23 protein-coding genes are annotated in these 26382 nt (G+C 55.4%); 12 read left to right on the top strand and 11 right to left on the bottom strand.

Translation table 11 applies throughout. The features are described 5' to 3' along the window. Positions 1-117 precede the first annotated feature (117 nt). Entirely contained in the window at positions 118-2352 is a 2235-nt protein-coding gene (locus ACT3T6_RS00220; RefSeq protein ID WP_193054838.1) for an NADP-dependent isocitrate dehydrogenase, read from the bottom strand. Positions 2353-2583: 231 nt separating this feature from the next. Between ACT3T6_RS00220 and ACT3T6_RS00225 the strand changes: the two genes are divergently transcribed. The 8 genes from ACT3T6_RS00225 to ACT3T6_RS00260 all read left to right on the top strand — a co-directional run bounded on the left by ACT3T6_RS00225 (position 2584) and on the right by ACT3T6_RS00260 (position 10828). Then, complete coding sequence (locus tag ACT3T6_RS00225) at positions 2584-3195, top strand: pseudouridine synthase (RefSeq protein ID WP_193054837.1); 612 nt, start codon at positions 2584-2586, stop codon at positions 3193-3195. Next, positions 3192-3647 (top strand): NUDIX domain-containing protein, encoded by a 456-nt coding sequence (locus ACT3T6_RS00230; protein ID WP_193054836.1) that lies wholly within the window; start codon positions 3192-3194, stop codon positions 3645-3647. The genes ACT3T6_RS00225 and ACT3T6_RS00230 overlap by 4 nt, the downstream gene beginning before the upstream one ends. Positions 3648-3720: 73 nt before the next feature. Beyond that, complete coding sequence (mnmA, locus tag ACT3T6_RS00235; RefSeq protein WP_172117184.1) at positions 3721-4878, top strand: tRNA 2-thiouridine(34) synthase MnmA; 1158 nt, start codon at positions 3721-3723, stop codon at positions 4876-4878. Further along, positions 4875-5516, top strand: a complete 642-nt coding sequence (gene hflD / locus ACT3T6_RS00240) for a high frequency lysogenization protein HflD (protein WP_087106212.1) — start codon at positions 4875-4877, stop codon at positions 5514-5516. The genes mnmA and hflD overlap by 4 nt, the downstream gene beginning before the upstream one ends. Positions 5517-5593: 77 nt before the next feature. Next, the gene (gene purB / locus ACT3T6_RS00245; protein ID WP_193054835.1) at positions 5594-6982 is read left to right on the top strand and encodes an adenylosuccinate lyase; all 1389 of its coding nucleotides are present in this window, start codon (positions 5594-5596) and stop codon (positions 6980-6982) included. Positions 6983-7012: 30 nt separating this feature from the next. Then, on the top strand, positions 7013-8194 hold the full coding sequence (locus tag ACT3T6_RS00250) for a cupin domain-containing protein (RefSeq protein WP_193054834.1): 1182 nt from the start codon (positions 7013-7015) through the stop codon (positions 8192-8194). A 333-nt stretch (positions 8195-8527) separates the two neighbouring features. Next, positions 8528-10126: an isocitrate lyase gene (locus ACT3T6_RS00255; RefSeq protein WP_172117187.1), complete on the top strand. Its 1599-nt coding sequence runs from the start codon at positions 8528-8530 to the stop codon at positions 10124-10126. A 234-nt stretch (positions 10127-10360) separates the two neighbouring features. After that, complete coding sequence (locus ACT3T6_RS00260; RefSeq protein ID WP_087106221.1) at positions 10361-10828, top strand: outer membrane lipoprotein; 468 nt, start codon at positions 10361-10363, stop codon at positions 10826-10828. Positions 10829-11001: 173 nt separating this feature from the next. On the opposite strand, the gene ACT3T6_RS00265 is transcribed toward ACT3T6_RS00260, so the two are convergent. Beyond that, positions 11002-11280 carry a hypothetical protein gene (locus tag ACT3T6_RS00265; protein ID WP_192527804.1) on the bottom strand — a complete coding sequence of 93 codons (279 nt, stop codon included), beginning with the start codon at positions 11278-11280 and terminating at the stop codon, positions 11002-11004. Between the two features lie 178 nt (positions 11281-11458). Between ACT3T6_RS00265 and ACT3T6_RS00270 the strand changes: the two genes are divergently transcribed. Continuing rightward, positions 11459-11941 carry an FKBP-type peptidyl-prolyl cis-trans isomerase gene (locus ACT3T6_RS00270; RefSeq protein WP_172117189.1) on the top strand — a complete coding sequence of 161 codons (483 nt, stop codon included), beginning with the start codon at positions 11459-11461 and terminating at the stop codon, positions 11939-11941. Between the two features lie 53 nt (positions 11942-11994). Here the strand turns inward: ACT3T6_RS00270 and ACT3T6_RS00275 are convergent, their stop codons facing one another. The 4 genes from ACT3T6_RS00275 to ACT3T6_RS00290 form a co-directional block, all read right to left on the bottom strand. Then, the gene (locus ACT3T6_RS00275) at positions 11995-13182 is read right to left on the bottom strand and encodes an MFS transporter (protein ID WP_193054833.1); all 1188 of its coding nucleotides are present in this window, start codon (positions 13180-13182) and stop codon (positions 11995-11997) included. A gap of 61 nt (positions 13183-13243) precedes the next feature. Next, positions 13244-13879 carry a C40 family peptidase gene (locus ACT3T6_RS00280; RefSeq protein WP_172117191.1) on the bottom strand — a complete coding sequence of 212 codons (636 nt, stop codon included), beginning with the start codon at positions 13877-13879 and terminating at the stop codon, positions 13244-13246. Positions 13880-13964: 85 nt separating this feature from the next. Beyond that, a complete protein-coding gene (locus ACT3T6_RS00285) occupies positions 13965-16430 on the bottom strand; it encodes a DUF1266 domain-containing protein (RefSeq protein ID WP_193054832.1) in 2466 nt (821 codons plus the stop codon). Positions 16431-16618: 188 nt separating this feature from the next. Continuing rightward, complete coding sequence (locus tag ACT3T6_RS00290; RefSeq protein WP_087106233.1) at positions 16619-16861, bottom strand: GlsB/YeaQ/YmgE family stress response membrane protein; 243 nt, start codon at positions 16859-16861, stop codon at positions 16619-16621. A 150-nt stretch (positions 16862-17011) separates the two neighbouring features. On the opposite strand from ACT3T6_RS00290, the gene ACT3T6_RS00295 reads away from it, so the two are divergent. The 3 genes from ACT3T6_RS00295 (at position 17012) to ACT3T6_RS00305 (ending at position 20477) form a co-directional block, all read left to right on the top strand. Next, a complete protein-coding gene (locus tag ACT3T6_RS00295; protein ID WP_193054831.1) occupies positions 17012-17881 on the top strand; it encodes a D-hexose-6-phosphate mutarotase in 870 nt (289 codons plus the stop codon). 164 nt (positions 17882-18045) lie between these two features. Beyond that, positions 18046-19434, top strand: coding sequence for a YcjX family protein (locus tag ACT3T6_RS00300; RefSeq protein WP_193054830.1), 1389 nt, complete (start codon positions 18046-18048; stop codon positions 19432-19434). Beyond that, entirely contained in the window at positions 19431-20477 is a 1047-nt protein-coding gene (locus ACT3T6_RS00305) for a YcjF family protein (RefSeq protein ID WP_193054829.1), read from the top strand. The genes ACT3T6_RS00300 and ACT3T6_RS00305 overlap by 4 nt, the downstream gene beginning before the upstream one ends. A 7-nt stretch (positions 20478-20484) precedes the next feature. Here the strand turns inward: ACT3T6_RS00305 and ACT3T6_RS00310 are convergent, their stop codons facing one another. From ACT3T6_RS00310 to ACT3T6_RS00330, 5 genes are all read right to left on the bottom strand, one after another. Further along, complete coding sequence (locus ACT3T6_RS00310) at positions 20485-21606, bottom strand: ABC transporter ATP-binding protein (protein ID WP_172117196.1); 1122 nt, start codon at positions 21604-21606, stop codon at positions 20485-20487. 38 nt (positions 21607-21644) lie between these two features. Further along, on the bottom strand, positions 21645-22523 hold the full coding sequence (locus ACT3T6_RS00315; protein ID WP_087106241.1) for a carbohydrate ABC transporter permease: 879 nt from the start codon (positions 22521-22523) through the stop codon (positions 21645-21647). Then, a complete protein-coding gene (locus ACT3T6_RS00320; RefSeq protein WP_193054828.1) occupies positions 22516-23442 on the bottom strand; it encodes a carbohydrate ABC transporter permease in 927 nt (308 codons plus the stop codon). Before ACT3T6_RS00320 ends, ACT3T6_RS00315 begins: the two co-directional genes overlap by 8 nt. A 139-nt stretch (positions 23443-23581) precedes the next feature. Further along, entirely contained in the window at positions 23582-24841 is a 1260-nt protein-coding gene (locus ACT3T6_RS00325) for an ABC transporter substrate-binding protein (protein WP_193054827.1), read from the bottom strand. Positions 24842-24952: 111 nt separating this feature from the next. Continuing rightward, positions 24953-26368, bottom strand: coding sequence for an ATP-binding protein (locus tag ACT3T6_RS00330; protein ID WP_193054867.1), 1416 nt, complete (start codon positions 26366-26368; stop codon positions 24953-24955). Between the last annotated feature and the right edge of the window lie 14 nt (positions 26369-26382).

Here is a 26382-nt window from a genome sequence, read left to right on the forward strand (position 1 = left end):
GTTCTACAAGGGTTCACGTGGCATCAAAAATATCATACTTCAAAAGTCAAAAACCCCCGTTCTTTATTGGAACGAGGGTTTCGCTTTCACGCCCCCATTAACGAGGGCATTTTGGCCTTAACCTTTTGCCACCACGGCTAACGCTTCGTTCAGCGTTTTGCTCGGGCGCATGGCCTGGCTTGCCAGCTCACCGTTCGGACGGAAATAGCCCTGAATATCAACGGCTTTTCCTTGAACATCGTTAAGTTCTGCAACGATGGTTTGCTCATTGGCTTCCAGCTTCTCGGCCAACTGAGCAAACAGCGCTTTCAGCTCAGCATCGTCATTCTGAGCGGCCAGCGCTTCTGCCCAATAAAGTGCCAGGTAGAAGTGGCTACCACGGTTATCAAGCTCACCGACCTTACGTGAAGGCGACTTGTTGCTATCCAGGAACTTGCCGTTGGCTTCATCAAGCGTCTTCGCCAGCACGGTGGCACGTGCGTTGCCGAAGGTGCTGCCCAGGTGCTCAAGCGATGCCGCCAGCGCGAGGAATTCGCCCAGCGAGTCCCAACGCAGGTGGTTCTCTTCCAGGAACTGCTGCACGTGCTTGGGAGCACTACCGCCCGCGCCAGTTTCAAACAGACCACCGCCATTCATCAGCGGAACGATAGACAGCATCTTCGCGCTGGTTCCCAGCTCCATGATCGGGAACAGGTCGGTCAGGTAGTCGCGCAGTACGTTGCCGGTGACAGAAATGGTGTCTTCGCCTTTGCGGATACGCTCAAGCGATACCGCCATGGCATCAACCGGCGCCAGGATACGGATATCCAGGCCGTTGGTATCGTGATCGTTAAGGTACGCTTCTACCTTCTTGATCAGTTGCGCATCATGAGCGCGGTTAGCATCCAGCCAGAAAATAGCCGGAACGCCGCTTTCGCGCGCACGCGTAACAGCCAGCTTCACCCAGTCCTGAATCGGCGCATCTTTGGTCTGGCACATACGCCAGATATCGCCTGCTTCAACGTCATGGCTAAACAGCGTGTTGCCGTTTTCGTCCGTCACCACCACGGTGCCATCGGCAGCGATCTGGAAGGTTTTATCGTGGGAACCGTACTCTTCGGCTTTTTGCGCCATCAGGCCCACGTTAGGCACGCTACCCATGGTGGTCGGGTCAAACGCACCGTGCTTTTTGCAATCTTCGATCACGGCCTGATAGATAGTCGCGTAGCAACGATCCGGAATGACGGCCTTGGTGTCATGCAGCTGGTCGTCAGCGCCCCACATCTTGCCGGAATCACGAATCATCGCCGGCATAGAGGCGTCAATGATCACATCAGAAGGCACGTGAAGGTTGGTGATGCCTTTGTGGGAGTTAACCATCGCCATCGGCGGGCGCTCTTGGTAAAGCGCTTCGATATCACCTTTGATAGCGTCTTGCTGATCGCTGGGCAGCGACTCAATGGCGCTGTAGAGATCGCCAATACCGCTATTAGGGTTAAATCCAGCTGACTTCAGCGCATCAGAGTGCTTTTCAAGTGCGGCTTTGTAGAACTCTTCAACCACGATGCCGAACATGATGGGGTCGGAAACCTTCATCATGGTGGCTTTCAGGTGGAGCGAGAACAGCACGTTACGCGCTTTAGCATCGCTGATTTCGCTGTCGATAAAGCTGCGCAGGCGACGGCTGCTCATGCAGGCAGCATCAATCACTTCGCCTTCAAGAACGGCCAGGCCTTCTTTTAGGACAGTTGTGGAGCCATCTTTTTGCTGCAGCTCAATCTTGAGCTTGCCGGCTTTTTCCATAACAGCGGATTGCTCGCTGCCGTAGAAGTCGCCTTCGCTCATGTGGGCCACGTGAGACTGAGAGTCGCTGCTCCACTCGCCCATGCGATGCGGGTACTTGCGCGCGTAGTTCTTGACCGATTTCGGCGCACGGCGGTCAGAGTTACCTTCACGCAGCACCGGGTTTACCGCACTACCCTTGGCCTTATCGTAAGCCGCCTTGATAGCTTTTTCTGCGTCGTTTTTAGGCTCTTCCGGGTACTCCGGCAGCGGGTAGCCTTGGCCTTGAAGCTCTTTGATCGTGGCTTTCAGCTGCGGGCCAGAGGCGCTGATATTGGGCAGCTTAATAATATTGGCTTCAGGCGTAGTCGCTAACTTGCCAAGCTCTGCCAGGTCATCACTAACCCGCTGCTCGTCGTTAAGCAGGTCCGGGAACTGGGCCAGCACACGTGCCGCCAATGAAATGTCGCGTGTCTCGACTTCAATCCCGGCCGGGTCTGTAAAAGCATCGATAATCGGTAACAGGGAATATGTCGCGAGCGCAGGGGCTTCGTCGGTGAGCGTATAAATGATCTTCGGCGTTTGGGACATTTTTGCGTTAACCTCTTTTCTCTGTCGCTTTAGTTATAAAATACTAAGCTACGCGGCTCATTCGACGATAGACCGTGCCGCGAAGCGCGCTAAGCAGCTCAATCTGGCTGCCTTGATATCACTTCGGTGGTGTTGACGACGACTCCAGCGGTCACGCAGGAGTATACCAGCGCTGCACTTTAACCGCATGAGAGATTGTCGACAAATCCGGCGCAAGATGTAAGAGACGTTATGAGCAGCCTATATTTACTCCACAAACCCTACCGCATGCTCTCCCAATTTACCGATAATGAAGGGCGAGCCACCCTGGCTAATGTTATTGATGTGCCCGGTGTTTATGCGGCTGGACGACTTGATTATGACTCTGAAGGTCTCCTGTTACTCAGTGATGACGGAGCGCTCATCCATCGAATTGCGCACCCTCGCCACAAGCAACCCAAAACCTATTGGGTGCAGCTTGAAGGCCAGATCGACGACACCGCGCTTAATGCGTTGCGGGCCGGAATTACCTTGAAGGACGGCCCTACCCGCCCTGCCAAAGCTCGACTAATAGCGCCACCGGCACTTGCCCCCCGCGAACCGGCCATCGACCCCAAGCGCCACCCCTCCACTAGCTGGTTGGAACTGACCATTAGCGAGGGCCGTAACCGCCAGGTACGCCGGATGACCGCCCACGTCGGGTTTCCCACGCTACGCTTGATTCGTGCCTCGATAGGCGCCTGGCAGTTGGGTGATTTGCAGCCTGGTGAATGGCGCAAGGAAACCCTGCATGCCCCAAGGAAGGCGCCAGGTTCCCAGCGCTCGGGCAAATCGCCTGCCTCGCGCCAGCGAAAGCCCTCATGAGCGCTACTCGAAGCAGTGCCATTCACAGCACGGCCGCCTGTGTTATTCAACGTCACGACCGCTTTTTACTGGTTGAAGAAGCCAAGGGCGGCCCAACTACCGTTTTTAACCAACCGGCGGGGCATATAGAGTTGGGCGAAGGCCCCATGGCGGCAATCGTACGGGAAGTGCAAGAAGAGACGGCCTGGCAGGTGACACTTACGGGCTATTTAGGTCTGTATGTTTTTCACGCAAAGAGTGGCCAGACCTTTCACAGCCACGGGTTTCTTGCCGAGCCGCTTAAGCAGCTAGACACCCCACTGGACCGTGACATTGTGGCGACCCACTGGCTAACGCTTGACGAAATTCGCGCCTTAAAAGACGCAAACCGCTTAAGAAGCCCCTTGGTACTCAAACGCATTGAGGACGCTATCTGCGAACGCTGCTATCCATTAAGCGTCATTCAAGAGTGAAGCACTCGAAGCACCAACCCCCCATCGTGTATAATCACCGCCCAATTGCATACCACTTCAACCGAGGATGCCAATGACATCCACCAATGGCTCGCCCACTACCGAGGCGCCCGCCGCAGGCAAAGTAATTGTCGGCATGTCGGGTGGCGTCGATTCGTCTGTCTCCGCTCTTATCCTGCAGCAGCAGGGTTACGAGGTGGAAGGCCTGTTCATGAAGAACTGGGACGAAGACGACGGCACTGAATACTGCACGGCAAAGGAAGACCTTGCCGACGCCGAAGCAGTATGTGCCAAGCTGGGCATCAAGCTGCATACGGCTAACTTTGCCGCCGAGTACTGGGATAACGTGTTTGAGCACTTCCTGGAAGAGTACAAGGCCGGACGTACACCCAACCCCGACATCCTGTGCAACCGGGAAATCAAGTTTAAAGTATTTCTTGAATACGCCGAAATGCTGGGCGCCGAGAAGATCGCCACCGGCCACTATGTGCGTGAAGGACGAGTTCGCCAAGGCACCAGCGGTGTTCGCCCGCGCCTGCTTAAAGGGCTGGACGGTAACAAGGATCAGAGTTACTTCCTGCACGCGGTGCCCGAAGCGGCTATCGCCCGCACGCTGTTCCCGGTGGGTGAGCTGGAAAAACCCGCCGTTCGTGCGCTTGCTGAAGAACACGACCTGATCACCGCCAAAAAGAAAGATTCCACGGGTATCTGCTTTATCGGCGAACGGCGCTTCCGTGACTTTTTACAGCAGTATCTACCCGCGCAACCCGGCAAGATTGAGACACCTGAAGGCGATGTAATTGGCGACCACATGGGGCTGATGTACTACACCCTGGGGCAGCGCCAAGGGCTGGGGATTGGCGGGCTGGCCAACTACTCTGAAGACCCATGGTACGTAGCGACAAAAGATTTAGAGCGCAACGTACTGGTCGTGGTACAAGGCAAGCATCATCCGCTGCTTTTTTCAGATACGTTGGCCACCGAGGCCATGGACTGGGTCGCAGGCGAACCACCCGCAGCGTCAGGCCGGTTTACCGCCAAAACTCGCTACCGGCAGAGCGACTGCCCCTGCGAAATGCGCACGTTGCCCGATGGCGGCGTTGAAGTGACGTTCGATGACCCGCAGTGGGCGGTGACGCCCGGCCAATCGTTGGTACTTTACGATGGCGATATCTGTTTGGGCGGCGGCGTTATTCGCGCGACATGGAATGCCACGGAGACTGCCGCATGAGCACCCCCACTCCCATTCACCGGGCGCCTGACTCACCCGCTATACGCCAGGCACTTGCCCTGGCCGGTGTGTTTCAAGCAGCCAGCCTGGTGGATGAGCTAGCGCGCACCGGCCAAGTGGATACCCGCTCCTGGGACACGCTGATTGAAGCGACCGTGGATACCAACCCGGAAAGCTTTGAAGCGATCTATGGCGGCCACCCCAACAACCTGCGCCGTGGCCTTGAAACGCTTGAGGCGCTGGTAGGCCGTAAGCAGGCCAACCCGGTAGTGCTGCGCTACGGTTTTACGATTTTACTCGTCATGAATAAGCTGCGCACCAACAACGACATGATGGATTCTCTGGGCCAGCACCTTACCCGTATTCAGGGTCAGGCCGAACACTTTAGCGCTACCCATGAAAACGTCATCTCAAGCCTCGGCGAAGCTTACAAGGAGACGGTTTCCACGTTTAAAACGCGCATTGTAGTGCAGGGTGACCCCTCGTTACTACAAAGCCGTATGATGCCGGAACGCGTGCGTGCCTGCTTATTGTCAGGCATTCGGTTTGGGCTCTTATGGCATCAGCAGGGTGGACGCCGCTGGAAGTTGATTTTTCAGCGCAAAGCTCTGCGCCGTGCGCTGGATAGCCTCGGTTAACGCTTTTAAATGGCGGATATTGCGCCTCTTTACTTTTTCCCGACTCACCTGTTCTTGAACTACTTGGAAACGATGCCATGCAACTCTCCGCTTTGACTGCTCTCTCTCCTGTTGACGGTCGCTACAGCGCCAAAGCGTCCGCGCTGCGCGAACACTTCAGTGAATTTGGCCTGATACGCGCCCGCGTAATCGTGGAAGTACGCTGGTTGCAGCGCATGGCGGAGCACCATCAAATCGTTGAAGTGCCGCCTCTCTCCGCCGAGGCGACCGCCTTTCTTGAGCAGTTAGTGAGTGAATTTTCGATTGCTGATGCCGAACGTATCAAAGAGATTGAGCGGACAACCAATCATGATGTGAAAGCCGTCGAGTACTTCCTGAAAGAGAAAATTGCTGGCAACGCCGAATTGAACGCAGTGACCGAGTTCATTCACTTTGCGTGCACCTCGGAAGACATCAACAACCTGTCTTACGGTGTAATGCTGGCCGATGGCCTTAAAGCACTGTTGCCTACCATGCACGAAGTAGCCGATGAAGTGGCTAAGCTCGCGATTACCCACGCTGCTCAGCCAATGCTCTCGCGCACCCACGGCCAAACGGCAAGCCCCACCACGCTTGGCAAAGAGATGGCTAACGTGGCCTACCGCTTAAAGCGCCAGCTCAAGCAGATCGAACGCGTTGAAATTTTGGGTAAAATCAACGGCGCCGTTGGCAACTACAATGCTCACTTAACCACCTACCCCGACATCGATTGGGAAGCCAATGCGCGCACCTTCGTCGAAGGGCTGGGACTAAGCTTCAACCCCTACACGACGCAAATTGAGCCGCACGACTACATTGCCGAGCTGTTCGATGCGGTATGCCGTTTCAACACCATTTTGATCGACTTTGATCGTGACGTTTGGGGCTATATTTCGCTGGGTTACTTCAAGCAGCGCACGGTTGAAGGCGAAATCGGCTCGTCTACGATGCCGCACAAAGTTAACCCTATCGACTTTGAAAACTCGGAAGGCAACCTCGGCCTGGCGAACGCCGTGCTTGCTCATCTGGCGCAAAAACTGCCCATTTCCCGCTGGCAACGCGACTTGACCGACTCCACCGTGCTGCGCAATTTAGGTGTAGGTTTGGCGTATGGCCTGATTGGCTATCACGCCAGCTTAAAAGGCATCAGCAAACTGGAAGCCAACCCTGAGCGCCTGGCCGCCGACCTGGATAACAGCTGGGAAGTGCTGGCCGAGCCGATTCAAACCGTTATGCGCCGCTACGGTATTGAAAAACCCTACGAAAAACTTAAAGAGCTGACACGTGGCAAGCGTATTGATCAGGCAGGCTTTGCCGCCTTCATTGATACCCTTGAGCTGCCAGACGACGTTAAAGCAGCGCTTAAAGAGCTCTCCCCGGCAAGCTATATTGGTAATGCACAAGCGCAAGCTGAAGCACTTACTCAACGCCTGGGCAGCTTGTCATAAGCGCTGCGGCCACTCAATTAGGATACCGCCATGAGCCAACACGATAAGCCACTTACCCTGCTGGGCGATTTAACGCCCGAGGACTTCCTGGCCCACTACTGGCAACAGAAACCGCTGCTGATTCGTGGCGCTATACCTGACTTTCTAAGCCCGATTGATCCTGATGAACTGGCGGGCCTTGCTTGTGAACCGGGTGTAGAAGCGCGCCTGGTAGAAGAGAAAGGCCCCGACAGGGCCTGGCAGGTTTCTCATGGCCCGCTTGATGAAGCTACGTTTGAGCGCCTGCCTGAAGGCCACTGGAGCCTGTTAGTGCAGGCGGTTGACCACTATGTACCGGCGGTTGCTGCGCTGATGGATGAATTCGACTTTCTGCCACGCTGGCGGTTAGACGATATTATGATCAGCTATGCACCGCCAGGTGGAAACGTCGGCCCGCATATCGACCAGTACGATGTCTTTTTACTACAAGCCAGCGGTCACCGCCGTTGGCAGCTGGGGGGTAAGCAGTCCGATGACGCCCCGATTATTCAGGGCATTGACCTGCGTATCCTGGAAACCTTTGAGGTTGAACCAGACTCAGACTGGACATTGGCACCAGGCGATATGCTGTATCTTCCGCCGGGTTGGGCACATCACGGCGTCAGCCAGACCGATGACTGCATGACGATTTCGGTAGGCTTTCGCGCACCGTCTGCCGATGAGTCCATTACCTCTTACGCGGATTACCTGGGCGAGCAGTTGCCCGCGTCAAAACGCTACAGCGATGCGGGCATGGCGCCCGCAAGCCAAGCCGGTGAGCTGGATGATGCGGCTATCGAGCGCATGCGCCAGTTTATGCTGTCAACGCTGGACAATCCTGAGCAAATGGCGCAGTGGTTTGGCCGTGTGATGACGCAACCCAAGTACATGGATCAGGTCGCTCCGCTGGAGTCGCCGTTGGATGAAGCAGCGCTGGTTGCGCACCTGCAAGCGGGTGAGCCGCTTTTTGCAATGCCCGGTTCACGCTTTGCCTGGCGCAGCGATTCGCGCGGTACCACGCTGTTTGTCGATGGCGATGGTCATTCCTGCTCTGAAGCACTTGCCAAGCGCCTGTCAGAATCGGCTCCCTTCTATGAAGACATTCTTGAGCTTGACGGTGCGGCGGCGTTACTTACCCAGTTGGTTAACACTGGCAGCATGGGCTTTATGGATGAAGAAGAGGACGAAGAGTAGATCCAGCACCTACCCAACGCCTCTCAATATTGAGTGCTAAACGCCATCTTCGGATGGCGTTTTTTTATGGGCCAGTGACGCGCCTGACGAAAAACGACTACACAAACACGCCATTTTGTTAACCCTCTGTCGTCAAGTTACAACCCCGTCTGCCTCCAAGTGTCAATTGTTGAATCCCTCCTTGTCGTCAATAGTTATTGCACTGCAGCGCTACCAGGTATCTCTGCCTAGACAGAAACCACGCCTTACGGCCGGTAGACGCTGATAACGTTTTCGCAAGCGCAGCACAAACACAACCTTGCGAAGTGCTGTTTAACCCTGGAGGAATTGCTCATGTCTGGACTACTCAACGATATTAAAGCCATCGCTCAATTACGTGAGGCCCAAAGCGGCAAGTGGGAGGCGATTAAGCCTGAACATGCAGCGCGGATGCGTGCTCAAAACCGTTTCCATACAGGGCTCGATATTGCGCGCTATACCGCCAAGATAATGCGCAATGACATGGCTGCCTACGATGCCGATACGGCACAGTACACGCAGTCGCTAGGCTGTTGGCACGGTTTTATTGGTCAGCAGAAGATGATCTCCATCAAAAAGCATTTCGGCACCACCAAGCGCCGCTACCTCTATCTTTCGGGCTGGATGGTCGCTGCCCTACGTTCCGAATTTGGCCCCCTGCCCGACCAGTCCATGCATGAGAAAACCTCGGTCGCCAACCTGATTGAGGAGCTTTACACCTTCTTGAAGCAGGCCGATGCCTGGGAGCTTAATCACCTTTTCCGCGCGCTGGATGACGCAAAATCCAGCGGTGACAGCGCCAAAGAGCAGGAAGTCATTAGCAAAATCGACAATTATGATACTCATATCGTGCCTATTATTGCCGACATTGATGCCGGTTTTGGTAATGCGGAAGCCACCTATCTGCTAGCGAAGAAGTTTATTCAAGCCGGCGCATGCTGCATTCAGCTCGAAAACCAGGTGTCCGACGAGAAACAGTGCGGCCACCAGGATGGCAAGGTCACGGTTCCGCACGAGGATTTTCTAGCCAAAATTAACGCTGTCCGGTACGCGTTTCTTGAGCTCGGCGTGGAAGATGGCGTTATCGTTGCTCGTACGGACTCGTTGGGCGCTGGGCTGACCCAGAAGATTGCTGTGACCCATGAGCCAGGCGACCTCGGCGATCAGTACAACAGCTTTCTGGATGGTGACGTTATCGAGAATGCTGCCGATATCAATAATGGCGATGTGGTTATCAAGCAACACGGCAAGCTGGTCAAGCCCAAGCGTTTGGCATCAGGCCTTTATCAGTTTAAAGCTGGATCGGGTGAAGACCGCGTCATTCTTGACTGTATTACCAGCCTGCAAAATGGCGCCGACTTGCTGTGGATCGAAACGGAAAAGCCCCACGTTGGGCAAATTGCCAGCATGGTCAACCGTATCCGCGAAGTGGTGCCCGATGCCAAGTTGGTTTACAACAACTCGCCCTCTTTCAACTGGACGCTCAATTTCCGTCAGCAGGTGTTCGATGCCTGGCAAGCCGAGGGTAAAGATGTGTCCGCCTATCAGCGTGACAAGCTAATGAGTGTCGAGTACGACACTACCGAGCTTGGCCAGTTGGCGGATGAATGGACGCGCAATTTCCAGCGTGACTCATCCCGTGAAGCGGGTATTTTTCACCATCTTATTACGCTGCCCACCTACCACACTGCGGCGCTTTCAACCGACAACCTGGCCAAGGGCTACTTTGGTAAAGAGGGTATGCTGGCCTACGTACAAGGTGTTCAGCGAGAAGAGATTCGCCAAGGAATTGCCACGGTAAAACATCAAGACATGGCAGGCTCTAATATTGGCGATGACCATAAGGAGTTCTTCCACGGCGACGCAGCGCTTAAAGCGGGCGGCAAAGATAATACAATGAACCAGTTTGGCTAATGTAGCCGTACCCGCACTCCACGGCGAAGTATCTTTATCTCAGGAGGCTTTTTAGCCTCCTTTTTTTATTGTTCGGTATGCACACTGTTTTCTTATTCTCTGTCTACACTGGGATTTACGGCCTTTTGATATTCTCTGGTCTTAATTAGTCAATTCAGTTACTTTTTATAAACATTGCACTACCCTTGAAGCACCTGATTATACTTTTTTAAGCTGCATACCTTGGAGGTTTTAATGAAACGTTTACTACCTGTTGCTGCGTTAAGCATCCTGACCTTGGCCGGGTGTGCCAACACTGCCCCCTACTCAGGTGATGTGTATCGCGGCAACCAAGCTAAAACCAGCCAAAGCGTTACCTATGGAACCATCGTCGCGGTAAGGCCCGTACAAATTCAGGCAGATAGCCGTGCGGGAGGCTTGCTGGGTAGTGGCGGTGGCGCCATTATTGGTGGCCTTTTGGGTAGCCAAGTGGGTGGCGGTTCAGGTCGTCAGTTGGCAACTGTTGCCGGTGCTCTGGGTGGTACGATTGCGGGCACCGCTGCTGAAGACCGCGCCAACCGCATCAGCGCACTGGAAATGGAAATCCGCCTTGATGATGGCAGCGACGTGGTGGTGGTACAAGGAGCTGATCACGCCTACCAGGCAGGCCAGCGTGTTCGTCTGATCGGTAGTGGCTCAAACGTAAGCGTCGCTCCGTATTAATAGCGCTTCGCCGATAGGCTCGGGTTGATAGGTCTCGGGCTTGTCGCCAGGTAAGATGAACATTTACCACGTTAAGTGAGCTATTCGTTTTAATGCAAAAAAATGCCCGGCTATCTTTAGCCGGGCATTTTTATGTTCATAGCGGCAATGGCATTTGCCGCTTGATAGCTTAATTAGTGCGACATATTGCTCGCCCAACCGGCCAGTTTCACAATGACCCAACCAACCAACGCCAGTAAAATAGTCACAAGCAAAATATCCACCGGACGAACCAGCGTTGTTGCGCCTAATACAGCCAGCGTCGTTACCCACAAGTAGCGGTTATCGCCGTGGCTTTTCATCACGCCAGGCAAAAGCCGGTCCAGGCCTTGGCTGAGGCCATTGCTCCACTTCTGATTGGCAAAGTAGGCAATCAGGACAAATGCAATAAGCCAAATAAAGAAGATTGTCATGCAAGCTCCAGTGAATGTGATCTTAAAAAGGGAAAAGTTGTTGGCTTAGAGTATCCCCGGTGACTGCAAGGCGCAACACCACTATTAACGATCAGGCGTAAAAACCCGGTTTACCCCCTGACAAGCCACGCCTCACGCGTTACCATATTGGGACATGCACTCACCGAAAGGTTATCCAATGCAAATTGCGCAAAACTCGGTTGTCGCGTTCCACTATACCCTGACCAACGATGAAGGTGAGGTGCTCGACAGTTCCGAAGGCCGTGAGCCGCTCACGTATCTTCATGGCGCTGGCAACATCATCCCGGGCCTGGAGAAAGAGCTGGAAGGCCGCGCAGCGGGCGACAAGCTGAACGTTAAAGTATCCCCCGAAGAGGGCTACGGCGAAGTTCAAGAGCAGCTGGTACAAGAAGTACCACGTGATGCTTTTCAGGGCGTTGAAAACATTGAGCCGGGCATGCAGTTCCAAGCCCAGACTCAAGGTGGCCCGCTGATGGTGACCGTTAAGAACATCGAAGGCGATACCGTCATCGTTGACGGTAATCACCCGCTGGCAGGCCAGCAACTTAACTTTGACGTTGAGATTGCAACCGTACGTGAAGCAAGCCAGGAAGAAACCGAGCACGGCCATGTGCACGGTGAAGGTGGCGTTGAGCACTAAGTGCCCACGTTTGCTAAAAAGGCAGCCTGCGGGCTGCCTTTTTTATGCCTTCATTAAAGGCAGCATCGGCGCTCGAAACAGCGCATTCCTAGCGTGATGGTTAACGTAACCGTTAACAGAATCCACGAAGCCCAAGCCACACCAAGCCAGCCAGCTCCCTGCCAAAAAGGCTCCAGCCAGAAGCCACCGAGACTTGCGCCTACGTAATAAAACACCAGGTAAAGGGCTGACGCACTGCCACGCGCGCCTTGGGCATAACGCCCCACCCAACTGGACGCCAGTGAGTGCGTTAAGAAAAAACCAAACGCATTAATCGTTAGACCGACAATAATTAGCACCAGCGAATCATGCAGAGTAACGGCGGTACCTGTCATCAGAATCACCACGCCTGCCATCATGCAAGTAGCCGGAGACGTGCGCTCGGCCAGTCGGCCAGAAATAGCCGATGCAAAAGTGCCGCCCAAATAGGTCAGGAAAATCAGCCCCAGCCCGCTCGCTGCCAGCGCATAAGGTGTAGCGGCCAAGCGAAAGGTGATGTAGCTATATTGATTGATAAAGATAAGAAAATTGATGCCGCCCAAGCAGTAGGCTGCAAGCAGCACCGGGTTGCGCAAATGCCCAGCCAGGTCTACCAGCGCGCGGCGAAGCTGAAAACGCTTGGGCTCAAACGCATGGCTATTAGGCAATAAGCGCCAAAATACTGCGCAGCCAACCAGCGTCATCGCCCCAACCACAATAAAGGAAGCGGAGGGCCCACCTATCTCCGCGACGGCACCCCCTACGACCCGACCGCTAATACCGCCCAACGTATTGGCGCCAATATAGAGCCCTACGGCGCTTAGCAGCGCAGACTTTTCAAAGGCATCGCCCATCCAGGCAATGGCAACGGCGGGTAGGCCGCCTAATACAAATCCCTGAACCAAGCGAAGCAGTAGCAGGCTTTCAAAGTTCGGGGCAAATGCCAGCGCCAGCGAACAGCCCCCCGCCAGCAGTAGCGTGATGCGCATAATGCCTTCACGGCCTATCGCATCGGAAAGCGGTCCAAAGACCAACAGGGACAAGGCAAGCGACAGCGTAGCAACCGACATCAGCAGGCTGACGCCTAAGGTAGACACCTCGTAGGCCGTTTTAAGCTCGGGCAGTAACGGTTGAGGAACATACAGATTAATAAATACCAGAAATGACCCTAAACACAGGGCCACTGTTGCTCGCCACCAAGCGCGTGTTTTGGCTTCAATCATGCCATTCCCAGGAGTAGACAACTTGCGGGGCTGGAAGCGAAACGCCAACAGCCCTGCCCCTTCACGGCGTGAAGTTACTGCCTAAATAAGCAAGGTTGGTGGGTTCCAGCGCCCGACGTGACTGCCAGTAATAACGCTGCCAGTAGCTGTTATCCAAACTGGAAATGATGACGCCTTGTGAGGTAGAGGCATGTAAAAAGTAGCCATCTCCGACATAGATACCCACATGGTTATAACGCCCTGGCGGACGGAAGAAAACCAGATCGCCCGCCTGCAGCTCTTGGCGGTCGATCGAGCGTCCCTCATGTATCTGGCCCGAAGTGGAACGGGGTAGTTCTAAATTAAACGTATCGCGATAAACATTACGTACCAGCGCCGAACAGTCGATTCCTCGTTCTGATGTCCCGCCGATGCGGTAAGGCGTCCCCGACCATCGCTGGTGCTGTTCCAGTAGTGCCTGGCGCACCAGAGTCGGTGGTGGTGTCTGAAAACTACGTAGCTGGTCTAATGAATTACTGACGGGTGACATCTGAGGACTCACGCCTTTCGCCATTCCTGGCAGCGTCATCGAGAAATAGTCCTCGGGCGGCTCGATAGATTGATGCGAAGAGCCTGCACAGCCAGCCAGAAAAGCAATGACAACACAAACACTTACAACACGGACAGCGGTCACAGCGGGGTGTGGCAACGCAACCATGCGATTAACCTCGTACTATTATGGTGAAGGTAGGGTAATTAACACGCGTTAAACTATAAGCTAGACAATGCATGGTTGGCGAGTCTCAATGTAATGTTCGTGAATCACCGGGTAAGGTGTCGATATGCAGCGGCGCAAAATGGCGCGGTTTATTACCCGGAAAATCGAGGCTTGCCCAAGGGCCCGCAAGGATCGGTGCACCGCACACCCAAGCCACCATGGCTTGACGAAACCCGGCTAAAAAGCTGTCACGTTCGGGTGTTTCACCCATAAAAAACGAGAATCCAGCATACATTCCTGCGGCGTACTCTTGCCAGCCAGCATAGTGATCAGCCGCCAAATGGTACGCACGGTCCAGCACCTCGGCAAATGCCTGGCTTTCCAGCCAACCCAACTGCCGGGCAGCGATCGCCAAATCGACAAGCTGAGCAATATCCCATGCGGCCATGTCAACATCATTACAGCTATCTTCATTACCCTGCACACGCCGTAGGCGAAGCAGATGGTGGCGATCTTCTTCGGCACAGTCACCCGATTCCAGAATCGCGATTTCGGCCTCTAGACGCTCCGGGTTCAGCGTATAGGGCGCATAGTTGATCTGATACTCCTGGCGGTCGCCAGCTTCCAACATAAAGGTTAGAAACTCTTGCATATCGGCGGCACTGCTCAAGTGATAGTGACTCTCCACCCACTCTTTAATGTCCGCGCACTCGCGCGCGCTTTCTGGCTGAGGCTCACTCCACACGGCACTATTAAGCGGCCCAACCAGTGACATGGCCGTAAAGTGGGTAAGCGTTGGCCGTCCGCCTGGCTCGCACCAAGCATCGGGGCGCCAATCCAGCCAGTAAAAGAGGCTCCCGGGATCTTCCAGGTGCCAAGCGATCTCATTAATTAGCGAGGTATGCTCAGGCTCCGGCAAGCAGCTTTCCCAGGCAAACCAGGCTTCCAGCAACCGTTTGGGGTTAGGGTAAAAACGGCACAAGCAGCTACGCAGTTCACGGGCATAAGCAAGCAGCGGCTCACGCTCGAATAAACCGCTATCCAGCGACATGTGCAAATAGAAGGCAAACTTTTCCGCCATATGGATAGTGGCCGCATGACGGCTGACACCCTTCACCGCATTACGCTGCTTCAACTCGTCTGACGCGGGCTGACCAAACAGCGTGTGTGATGGCGGCAACACGCCGTGCACCGCATCGGCCGCTAACTGATTAAGATGATGTGCCTGGGCAGGCAACCAGTAACGGGCGAGAACAGCGGGGCCCTCATCCGCATGCAGGCCAAGCGACTCTTGAAGGTAAAGCGCGGCATCTGCTCGGCGCTGCTCGGCAATGGGTGCACCGGGGTTTAGCTGGCGCAGCATGACATCGGGTTCACGTACCCCCGCTAACGCCAGCAGCCAGTGATGGGACGTATTGCGCCACGCTTTGACACGCTGTTGTGATGCTTGGCGACTCGTCTCATTCAACAGCGTAGAGGGCGGGCAGGCCCATGGGCTATGCGCGGCGTTGAGCAGTAAGGCGTGATGAGGGTTAGGCGTCATATCGCGTCGGTCGACACCCTCAAAAAGGCTCTGACCGCGCATATAGGCTTTTAGAATAGCGCGCCAGTCGTGGTAGCGATGATTCATTAGGTCCGCTGCGTGGCATGCAAGATCATCTGCTTCTGCCTGGCTTAACCAACCACAGCAAGCACCGGCCCAGGCAATCTCCACCAGCCGCAGCCAGTCCCACGCGGCCCACTCAAGCGGCTCGCCTTGGCTTACAAACGCGTTGAGGACACCCGCGTAGGGCGAGTCTTCTATTTCATCCTGCTGCCAAGCAAGCCGTTGGGCGTTATCCATCCCCAGCAGCTCACGGGCTTCAATATCCCAGCGCTGGCGCTCTCCCTGAGCGCTCAGCCATAGCGCCACTTCGAGTAGCTGCTCGCGGTCATTGATCTGCCAAATGCGTTCAAGCCATTGGTCGGCTTCCGGCCAATCGGCTCGGTTTGCGGGGTAGCTAATAACGGGGCGAAACAGCGCACATAAACGCCACACCTGCGCTTCTGCCGCCTGGGGCCATAACGGCGCCGGCGCGGGCAACTGTGCCAGCGTATGTTCAAGCCTTAGCCAGGTAATCCCTTCGTCTTCGCTTTCCAGTGCTGAGAGTGCCTGGCAAGCGTCAATAAAACGATCATCCGCGCCGGTTTCCCAGCCCTTGGCGCCCAGCACCCGGCGCAGCTCTGAAAGCCAGCCACGTAAATCGCTGTAGTCAGCGGTAATACGGCGGATAACATGGTGCGCCCAGGCATGAGCCTGATCGGCATTTAACCACCCTGCTGCCCCGGCCAACGCCGACCACTCAAGCGCGCCCAATAAGCGGTCTGCTTCTCCTGTCGAAGCGCCTAACGCATGAAAAAGCTGTTCGGCCAGCTCGTTACGGCTGGTAATACCCAGTTGCAGCAAACGCTGCTCAGCAGCTTGCGTATCCACCGAGAGCGGATGCGGGGTAAATGCCCAATCACACAGCACCAGCTGTTGGGCCCACCAAGCGTTTAACGCGTCGACCAAGAGACACCTCGAAACAAAAATCTACCAGCAGTGCGCTAGAGCAAAGCGCCTTAGTGTAACGGAAAGTGGTGGCAAGACCGATAGCTAAACTGACCGATTGGTGCAAAACGACACTGCCCGACACAAGGCCGGGCAGCAAATGATATCGAACCAGTGCGCCGCTTAAGCACGACGGCTTTTATTTAACGCTACGCGCTTCGCACTTTACTAATAACCCACAGCAGTACAACAGCCCCTACCGTAGCGGTCACTAGCGAGCCAATAAAGCCGCCCGCCTGCAAGCCTAGCAAACTAAACAAAAAGCCACCTAACACGGCTCCAACGACACCCACACCGATATTGCCCAGGATGCCGAAACCGCCGCCGCGCATGATATTGCCAGCGATCCAGCCAGCCAAACCACCAATAATTAACCACGCAATAAAGCCCATAGTGCCTCCTTGATATCCACTTTTCAGGGTTTTACCTATGTCTCTTACCTGCCAACCTAGGCGTTTTACCTACTCATTATGCTTGTCCTACCATAGCACACAGCGCGACAATCCTGCCTGATTTGATACACACCCTTTTAAGGAACGCTCATGACCCCTGATTCACTCGTAACTCTTATGGCTAGCGTAGACGGCCAGCAAATAACGACGTGGGAAGGACGCAATGTCGCTCTTTTCAATATGCCCTGGGGCGAGCTTGCCATCAGCCTACAAGGCGCCCAAGTGCTTCACTTCAAACCTGCCAATGATACCGGCTGGCTTTGGGTAACACCGACACCGCCCGCAATGCCCGATGTTATACGCGGCGGCATCCCATTATGCTGGCCCTGGTTTGCAGACGAGCGCTACGCCGACGAAAGTCCTGAACGCGACGGCCCATTCCACGGTTTGGCTCGCCAAGCCAGTTGGCGGCTGGACGCCGTTGATGAGCACGCAGAGGGAATTGAGGTGCACCTTTCTCCCGAGCACCCTCTGCACAACCAACTCACCGCACGCGTGGTGGTTCAGGCCAACGCGCAGCGCTTAAATGTTGAGCTTATCAGTGAAAATATCGGCGATACGCCGGTTAAAACCAGCGGTGCGCTGCACACCTATTTAGCCGTTGATGACGTGCATCAGTGTCGTGTAGAAGGTCTTGCGGGCGCCCGTTACCTGGACAAACTGCGTGATTTTGCGGAGTCCGAGCAACAAGGCACGCTGGCTATCCGTGGCGGCGTCGACCGAATTTATCACAGCAATGAAGCCGTGCTTCTAGATGATGGCGTGCGCCGCTTGCGCGTTGCCAAGCAGTCAAGTGATTCAACCGTGGTGTGGCACCCCGGCGCGAACCCTCCCAGCGACACACCTGCTGACGCCGCGCGCCATTTTTTGTGCATTGAAGCCGCCAACACGCGCCTTGACCCGGTGTGGCTGGTGCCAGGCGCCCAGCATCTGCTGGGGACAACGCTAAGTCGCGGTTAATGCACGGTTCATCAACCCTTGGCTATGCTATTCACTATGCTAGCAACCACGTTAGCCATTACGTTTGCAACGCCGCCAGCCACTAATGTTCGCTCACTACGTGAGCCGCCTACGGCCACGGCCCCATGACTTCTGAATTCAGGATTAACAAAAGGAACGCCAGGATGCGCCAGCCGTTAAGCCGCGAACTGAGTAACTTACTGGAACGAGGCCGAGACCGTCAGCTGCGCTTAGCGGTAACGGGGCTATCACAAGCGGGCAAAACGGCGTTTTTAACCTCGTTGGTGAACCAGCTACGTCATGCGGGCGTCGAGGCAAGGCTGGATTTACTGCCCGCCGCCCGAGATGGCCGCTTACTGGGCGCACAGCGGCTTAATCAACCCGATCTTGGCGTCCCCCGTTTTCCCTACGACCCGGGCATGGCGGCGCTGCGCGATACACCGCCACGCTGGCCCGAACCGACACGAGGAATCAGCGAATTACGCCTGCAGTTGCGCTATCGGCCTGCCCAAAGCGGCTGGCTGTCGCCAGATATCGCCCATCTAACGCTGGACCTGTTTGATTACCCAGGCGAATGGCTGCTCGATTTACCGCTGCTGCAGCACGATTTTTACAGCTGGTGCCAAGCCCAGCCCTTGCTGGAAGGCGAGCAGCGGCGCGCACTCTTCAGCGAGTGGTTAGACGCGGTAAAAACCTTGGACCCCGCCTCTGAAGCGGACGAAGCTCAACTGGCGCACTTGGCTGACGCCTATGCACAAGGGCTTCGCCGTGCCAAGGAGGCGGGCTTTTCGGACCTTCAACCGGGGCGTTTTTTGCTTCCCGGTGAGCTGGCGGGCGCCCCGGTGCTACAGTTTTTCCCTCTACCGCATCTTGATGCTTCCAGGGAAGTGCTCGACAGCCTGCCCAAAAGCAGCCTTTACGCCACGCTTGCCGCCCGCTTTCGCTACTATCAGCAACAGGTGGTGAAGCCCTTCTATCGTGATCATTTCAGGCGTTTTGATCGTCAGATTGTACTGGTCGATGTACTGGGTGCACTGAACGCCGGGCCTGAACGGTTTGAGGACCTTTCCCGTGCGCTGCGTCAATTAATGCAAAGCTTCGACTACGGCAAACGCAGCCTGCTATCGCGTCTGTTCGCACCCAAAATTGACCGTTTGGCCATCGCCGCCACCAAAGCGGATCACGTAACGCCAGACCAGCATGGTCATGTTGTACAGTTACTGGAAGCGCTGCTAGCCGAACCGCTGAAGGATTTACGCTTTGCTAATGTGCCGGTAAAAGCACTGTCACTTGCGGCTATTCGGGCCACCGAGGCACGCGAAGTATTGCAAGATGGAAAACGCTCCTCGGCGCTACGCGGCACGACGCTTGAGGGCGAAGACGTGCTGGTTTATCCGGGCGATGTTCCGACCCGCCTGCCCAATGCCGACTTCTGGCAGCACCAGGGCTTTGACTTCCCCAGCTTTCGACCCATGCCATCGACATCTGATGCACTGACACATATTCGAATGGACGCCGCCATTGATTGGCTGATTGGAGATAAACTCGCATGACCGACCCACAGCCACGGCGTAATTTTCGCCTGCACGATACACCCGACACGGTTACCGAGCAGGAGACCCGCCTACGCCAGCAGCAGCGCTTTGAAGCAACCGACGATGACCAGCCCCTTATAACGGCGGCCGAGGAACAGGCGTTGCCCGCTACCAGCCTGGGCGCCCCACGCAAACGCCGCTGGGGGTTAATGTTTGCCTTGGCAGGTGGAGCCACGCTGGGCATCATCGAACTGGCCACCGGCATTCCCGATGCGCTTTCCCAGTCAGCGTGGATGAATTTGGCGTGGCAGCTGTTTGGCATCAGCCTGATTGGCTTAGGGGGCATGTCACTGATCAGAGAACTCGGCCGATTAAGACGTCTGAAACGCCATGATCGACTGCGTAGCGATTTAGCTGAACTGCCCCAACGCTCGCCCCATCAGGCAAAGAAAATGGCCGAAGCGCTTCGCCAGCAATTAAAGCTTTCAGCGGACGATCCCCACTGGCAAGCGTTTGAGCGCGCCTGTGAGCCACATCATAACGGAGAGGAAGTTCAGGCGCTGCTGCGCCACCACTTGTTGGCACCCCGCGATCGTGAGGCGCAGCGTCTGATAACCCGTATGTCTGGGGAAACCGCCATTATGGTGGCAATCAGCCCCCTTACGCTGGTGGATATGGCGCTGGTAGCCTGGCGCAGTCTCGCCATGGTCGACAGGTTATGCCGGCTTTACGGCCTGGAACTTGGTTACGCCAGCCGCTTACGTCTGTTTAGAAATGTGTTGCGCAACATGGCGTTTGCAGGCGTAAGCGAACTCGCCGCCGATGCCAGTATGGATATGCTCTCGCTGCACCTGGCTGGCCGAATTTCCACTCGCGCAAGCCAAGGCCTGGCCACCGGGCTGCTTAGCGCCCGTTTGGGGCTACGCGCCCAGCGCCTCTGCCGCCCGGTAGCCTTCATACCCGAAGAGCAACCCAGAATGGCCGACCTGCGCCAGGACCTCTGGCGCCAGATCAAACGGCTGGATAAAGAGCCTGCCCCGGCCACACAGACCAGGGAGTAGCCACTGGCTAAGCGATTCGCTGCTCGCTCACCGCATCAAACAGAATGGCTTGTTCCATATCAATACGCAGCGCCAGGCGCGTTCCGGCGACAACCGGGCATTTAGGACCAACGCGGGCAGTAACTTCCTGCTCGCCCAGCGGCAACCGCAGCAGGATATCCGCGCCGGTCGGCTCTACCACGCTGATATGTGCGTTGAGCAGCGTGCCCTCAGCCTGCGCCGTTAGACGCACATCCTCTTCGCTAAAGTGTTCTGGGCGCAGGCCAAGAATGACCGGTTGATTAAGACGCTCGTCCATACCGGGCGTCGCACGGCTTTCAGGCCAGGGAAGCAGCAGATCCATCTCACCTGGCGTTGTAATTCGCAGCTGGTAGCGGCCGTTCTCTTTTTCCAGCATCGCGCGAATAAAGTTCATGGAGGGCGACCCCATAAAGCCCGCCACGAACATATCGACCGGATTGTTATAAACCTCATCAGGGCTGCCAAGCTGGAGGATATTGCCATCACGCATGACGGCAATGCAGTCGGCCAGCGTCATTGCTTCTACCTGGTCATGAGTAACGTAAACAATCGTAGTGCCCAGCCGTTGGTGGAGCTTTTTGATTTCAGTGCGCATATCAACACGCAGCTTGGCATCCAGGTTAGAAAGCGGCTCATCGAACAGATAGACCTTGGGCTCCCGCGCCAGCGCCCGCCCCATCGCCACCCGCTGGCGCTGCCCCCCGGAAAGCTGGGCAGGCTTGCGCTCCAGCAGGTGAGTGATTTGCAATAAGTCTGCCACGCGCTCTACCGAGGCTTCGCGTTCGGCTTTGGGCACTTTACGCATCTCTAACCCGAAGCTAATGTTCTGGCGCACGGTCATGCTGGGATAAAGCGCATAGGACTGAAACACCATGGCGATATCGCGCTCGGCAGGCGTGTTAAAGGTGACGTCTTCGCCATCAATCAAAATATGGCCGCTGGTCACCGGCTCAAGCCCGGCAATCGCGTTCATTAGCGTGGACTTGCCGCAGCCAGAAGGCCCGACCAGAATCAAAAAATCACCGGAATTAATCGAAATACTGACGTCTTTCAGCACTCGCTCGCTGCCAAATTCTTTACGAACGTTGCGAATTTCTAATGTCGACATAAAAAACACCCTGTTTTGTTATCAGGCTCTTCTCAGAACTAGCCTTTGACGGAGCCGGCGGTTAACCCACGCACGAAGTATTTGCCTGCCAGTACGTACACCACCAGGGTGGGTAGCGCTGCGATCATCGCCGCTGCCATATCGACGTTATATTCACGTACGCCGGTGGAAGTGTTGACAAGATTATTAAGCGCTACGGTCACGGGCTGAGTGTTGTGGGCCGAAAAGGCCACGCCAAACAAAAAGTCATTCCAGATTTGAGTGAACTGCCAAATCACCGAGACGACGATGATCGGTGCAGAAACCGGTAGCAGGATTCGCCAGAAAATGCGGAAGAATCCGGCGCCGTCCAACTTCGCAGCCGACACAAGCTCGTTGGGAATACCCACATAAAAGTTACGAAAGAAGAGCGTGGTAAACGCAATACCAAACACCACATGCACCAGTATCAAGCCAGCACGTGAGCTGGAAATGCCCAGCCAACCCAGGGTTTGCGCCATGGGCAGCAACACCACCTGAAAGGGAATGAAGCAGCCGAACAGCATTAACGCAAACACCAATTCGGATCCCTTAAAGCGCCATTTGGTGAGCGCGTAGCCATTAAGGGCGCCGACGGTGGTTGAGATCAATACCGCAGGTATAACGATTGCAAAGGAGTTCCAGAAATAACCGCCGACGCCATCGCAGCGCATGCCCGTACAGGCTTCTCCCCAGGCTTTGGTCCAGGGCGCGAGGGTCGGATTTTGTGGCCACGATAAAAGTGTTCCGGCGCTGATTTCACTTAGCGGCTTCACCGAGGTCATCAGCATCACGATAAGCGGCAGGATATAAAACAGGGCAGCAAGAATCAGCACTCCATAAAGCACAACACGGCCTAACCGTGCCGCGAAGGTTTGGCGACGAATGACATTATCCATGCTTACGGCTCCTTAATTCGGAGTAGAGATAAGGAATCAAAATCGCCAGCACGCCCCCAAGCATGAGCATGGCACTCGCAGACCCCAAGCCAATCTGGGCGCGATTAAACGCGTGGGCATACATAAAGGTGGCCGGTAAGTCGGTCGCGTACCCAGGCCCGCCGCCGGTCAGTGCAATTACCAGGTCAAAACTTTTGATCGCAATATGCGCCAAAATCATTACTGCACTAAATACCACCGGGCGCAGGCAGGGCATCACCACACGCCAGTATATGCGCGGCAGGCTTGCACCATCTAACTGAGCCGCTTTGACAATGCTGTCGTCGATGCCGCGCAATCCGGCCAGGAACAACGCCATGACAAACCCGGATGCCTGCCATACGGCAGCAATGACCAGCGTGTAGATCGCCATATCGGGGTCAATAATCCAGTCAAAGCGAAAGGACTCAAAACCCCAGCTCTGCACCATCGCTTGAATACCCAGCTGCGGGTTAAGCAACCACTTCCACACGACGCCAGTGACGATAAATGAAAGAGCCATGGGGTAGAGATAAATGGTGCGTAGCGCGCCTTCCTGGCGAATTTTTTGATCCAGCAAAATGGCTAAAAACGCACCGATTACCAGACAAATGGCCACAAAGAGCACGCCAAAAATCATCAGGTTGGTTGAGGCAACCCACCAGCGGTCATTCGCCATTAAACGGGCATATTGACCAAAGCCTACAAAATCGTAGCTAGGCAGCATGCGCGAGCTGGTCAACGAGAGCACGAAGGTCCACAGCATAAAGCCGTAAACAAAGAACAGCGAAATCGCTACCGACGGCGCCAACACCAGGCGCGGAAGCCACGCCTGCAGACCACCAGAAGATGTTGACCGCTTGGCACTAGGCGCTAGGCGCAGCGCAGAGGTATTTTTCATGGGGAGGTAACTCTTATAAAAGAAGTGGCTTACCCGTAAACTCAAGCGCCGCCGTTGCGGCGGCGCCCTATAGCATTTCCTGGCGGTATTGCCTGCCCCCTACCTGAGTCAGGCTAAACCAAGCCAAGCGAAAAGCGCGTTAGAACGAGGCCGCTTGCGCTGCGCTCACCATACGTTCAGCGGCTTCTTCAGCGGTCATATCAGCACTATTGAAGTAGTTAGTTACGACGTCAAAAATAGCCCCTTGTACATCCGCGCGAACGGCCATGCCGTGCGCCATACTGGGCACTAAACCGCCCTCTTCAGCGGTGCGCTGAAAGTCGGCCAGCGACTGCTGAGCACAGCTGTCGAATTCATTCATATCCAGGTCAGGACGCGCTGGAATTGAGCCTTTCGCCAGGTTGAAGGCTTCCTGGAAAGTAGGTTCAAGTACCAAACGTGCCAATGCCTGTTGCGCCTCACGCTCGCCGTCATCCGTCACCCGGAACATGGCCAGACTATCAATGTTGAAGGTAAATGCGTCTTCCGTGCCGGGTGCCGCTGCACACAGATACTCTTCACCGGCTGTCAGCCCAGCCGCGGTAAACTCACCTTTGGCCCAGTCACCCATCAACTGCATGCCTGCCACGCCTTCAATCACCATCGCAGTGGCAATGTTCCAGTCACGCCCAGGCATACCTTCGTCCATTAGCTCACGCAGACGCTTGAAGTCTTCCAGCGACTCGATCATTTGATCGCCGCCCAGCGCTTCCGGATCTAAATCCACCAACGCCGCTTGGTAAAACTCACTGCCTTGACCACCTAATAACACGCTTTCAAATACCGTAGCGTCTTGCCAGGCTTGGCCACCGTGCGCCAGCGGCACAAAGCCCGCTTCGCGAATGGCTTCTCCCGCGACAAACAGCTCATCCAGGGTCGTTGGCATTTCAACCCCAGCGGCGTCCAGTACTTCAGGGTTGGCCCATAGCCAGTTCACCCGGTGGACGTTAGCAGGTACCGCCACATACTGACCGTCATAGCGCATGATATTGGCGACAACCTCAGGCAGCAGTTCATTCCAGCCTTCGGCGTCTGCGACATCATCAAGATTACCTAACAGACCCAGCTCGCCCCACTCCTGGATTTCAGGCCCCTTGATTTGAGCCGCTGAAGGAGGATTGCCAGACATGGCACGCGACTTGAGCACGGTCATCGCCGTTTCACCACCGCCCCCGGCGACAGCAAAATCCTGCCAGCCGTAACCTTCAGCTTCCATTAGCTCTTTAAGCACGTTGGCAGCGCGGGCTTCACCGCCGGAGGTCCACCAGTGAAGTACTTCGACGTCATCGGCGTGAGCTGTCGCGGCAAGTGTCGCCCCGGCTAAGGCGAGTGCGAGGGTGGTTTTCTTAAACATCGGCATTGCGTCGCTCCTGATATTGTTATTGTCCTCTCGGACGTTCGGCCTTTAGAAGGTTACTCCAGGAAAAGCAGCAACGTGAGTTACCGAGTGCTGCATAGTGTTGGAGGTTTATTACAAACCCGTAATAGTTTCCTGACGCGGTAGCGTAAGGGTCACGATTAGGCCTTGTTCGGCATGGTTGGCAAGCTGAATATTGCCACCGTGTGCCCGGGCGATATGCTTGGCAATGCCTAACCCCAGGCCGCTACCGCCGGTATGGCGGCTGCGAGAAGGTTCCAGCCTTACAAAGGGCGAAAACACGCGTTCTAACTGCTTTTCAGGAATGCCCGGTCCGTAATCGCGTATCTGTAAGGTGACGCTTTCCTCCTCATCAAACAGATAGATATCCGCCTGCTTACCGTAAAAAATCGCGTTCTCAAGCAAATTGGCCAGGCAACGCTTTAGCGCTAGAGGCTTGGCAACAATCGGCGCGATGTTGACGGCACTCTGGCGCTCAATCTTGACCTCCCCCCCTTGCAAGCTAAGCGCCTCGGCCAGTTCTTCAAGCAGTTGCTCCAGAGAGACAGGCACTGGTTCTTCGTGCAGATCCAGCCCTTTTACCGATGCCAGCGCGCCTTTTACCAAACTATCCAATTCGTCCAGAGAGGCACAGAAACGCTCGCGCTGGAGCGTGTCATCCAGCATCTCGGCACGCAGGCGCATACGGGTAATCGGTGTTTTTAGGTCATGAGAAATAGCGGAGAACAGCCGCTCGCGCTCCTCAATCTGCTCGCGTATGCGTCGCTGCATTCGATTAAACGCAATGGCAGTGGCCGCCACCTCTTTGGGTCCGCTCTCCTTTAAGGGGGGAATATCAAGGTCATCTCCCAACTGCCTGGCCGCGCGTGAAAGCCGTGCCAGCGGCCGGGTCACGCTGGTAATGCCCAGTAACGAAAGCGCCAACACGCTCAGCAGTACCAAAAGGCCTACCAGCAAGCGCTCTTCAGAAAGCCAGCGATAGCCGCTAAAAATATCGGGCACACCCAAGAGCGTGGCAACGTAGAGCCAAGTGCCGGGTGAAAGCTCTAACTGTACAACTAAAATGGGCGGCGATAGCGGCTCCATCATCAGGCTGTGCTGCCCCCAACGGGGCGGCAGGTCATAAAGCAGCACCTCGTTATTGAGTACGCGCAGATTTTCCGGACGCGAAAATTCGACGACGACATCGTCAATATTAAGCTCGCGAGTGAGCACCGAACGTACGTTGTTAACGACAACTTCTTTTTCCAGCCCTGAGCCAATATCGTTGACCATGAGTCGGCGCTCGTTAACGCTCACAAAAAACCGCGTTCCGCCCATATTGCGTAACTGATCCAGCACAATATGGCGGTATTCAACGGGTAGCGAGCGGAAGAACCGCATGGTGGAGGCGATGCTAAAGGCCATGTTGGTGGACAGCTCATCAAGCTGAGCCAAATGGCTGGATCGTACTTGAGAACTCCAAAGCGCATAGCTGGCGCCTTGAGCCACCAGCACCCCAGCGATCATGATAATGACAAAAC

Source organism: Halomonas sp. 72, assembly GCF_052379785.1.
Lineage (GTDB): Bacteria > Pseudomonadota > Gammaproteobacteria > Pseudomonadales > Halomonadaceae > Vreelandella > Vreelandella citrativorans.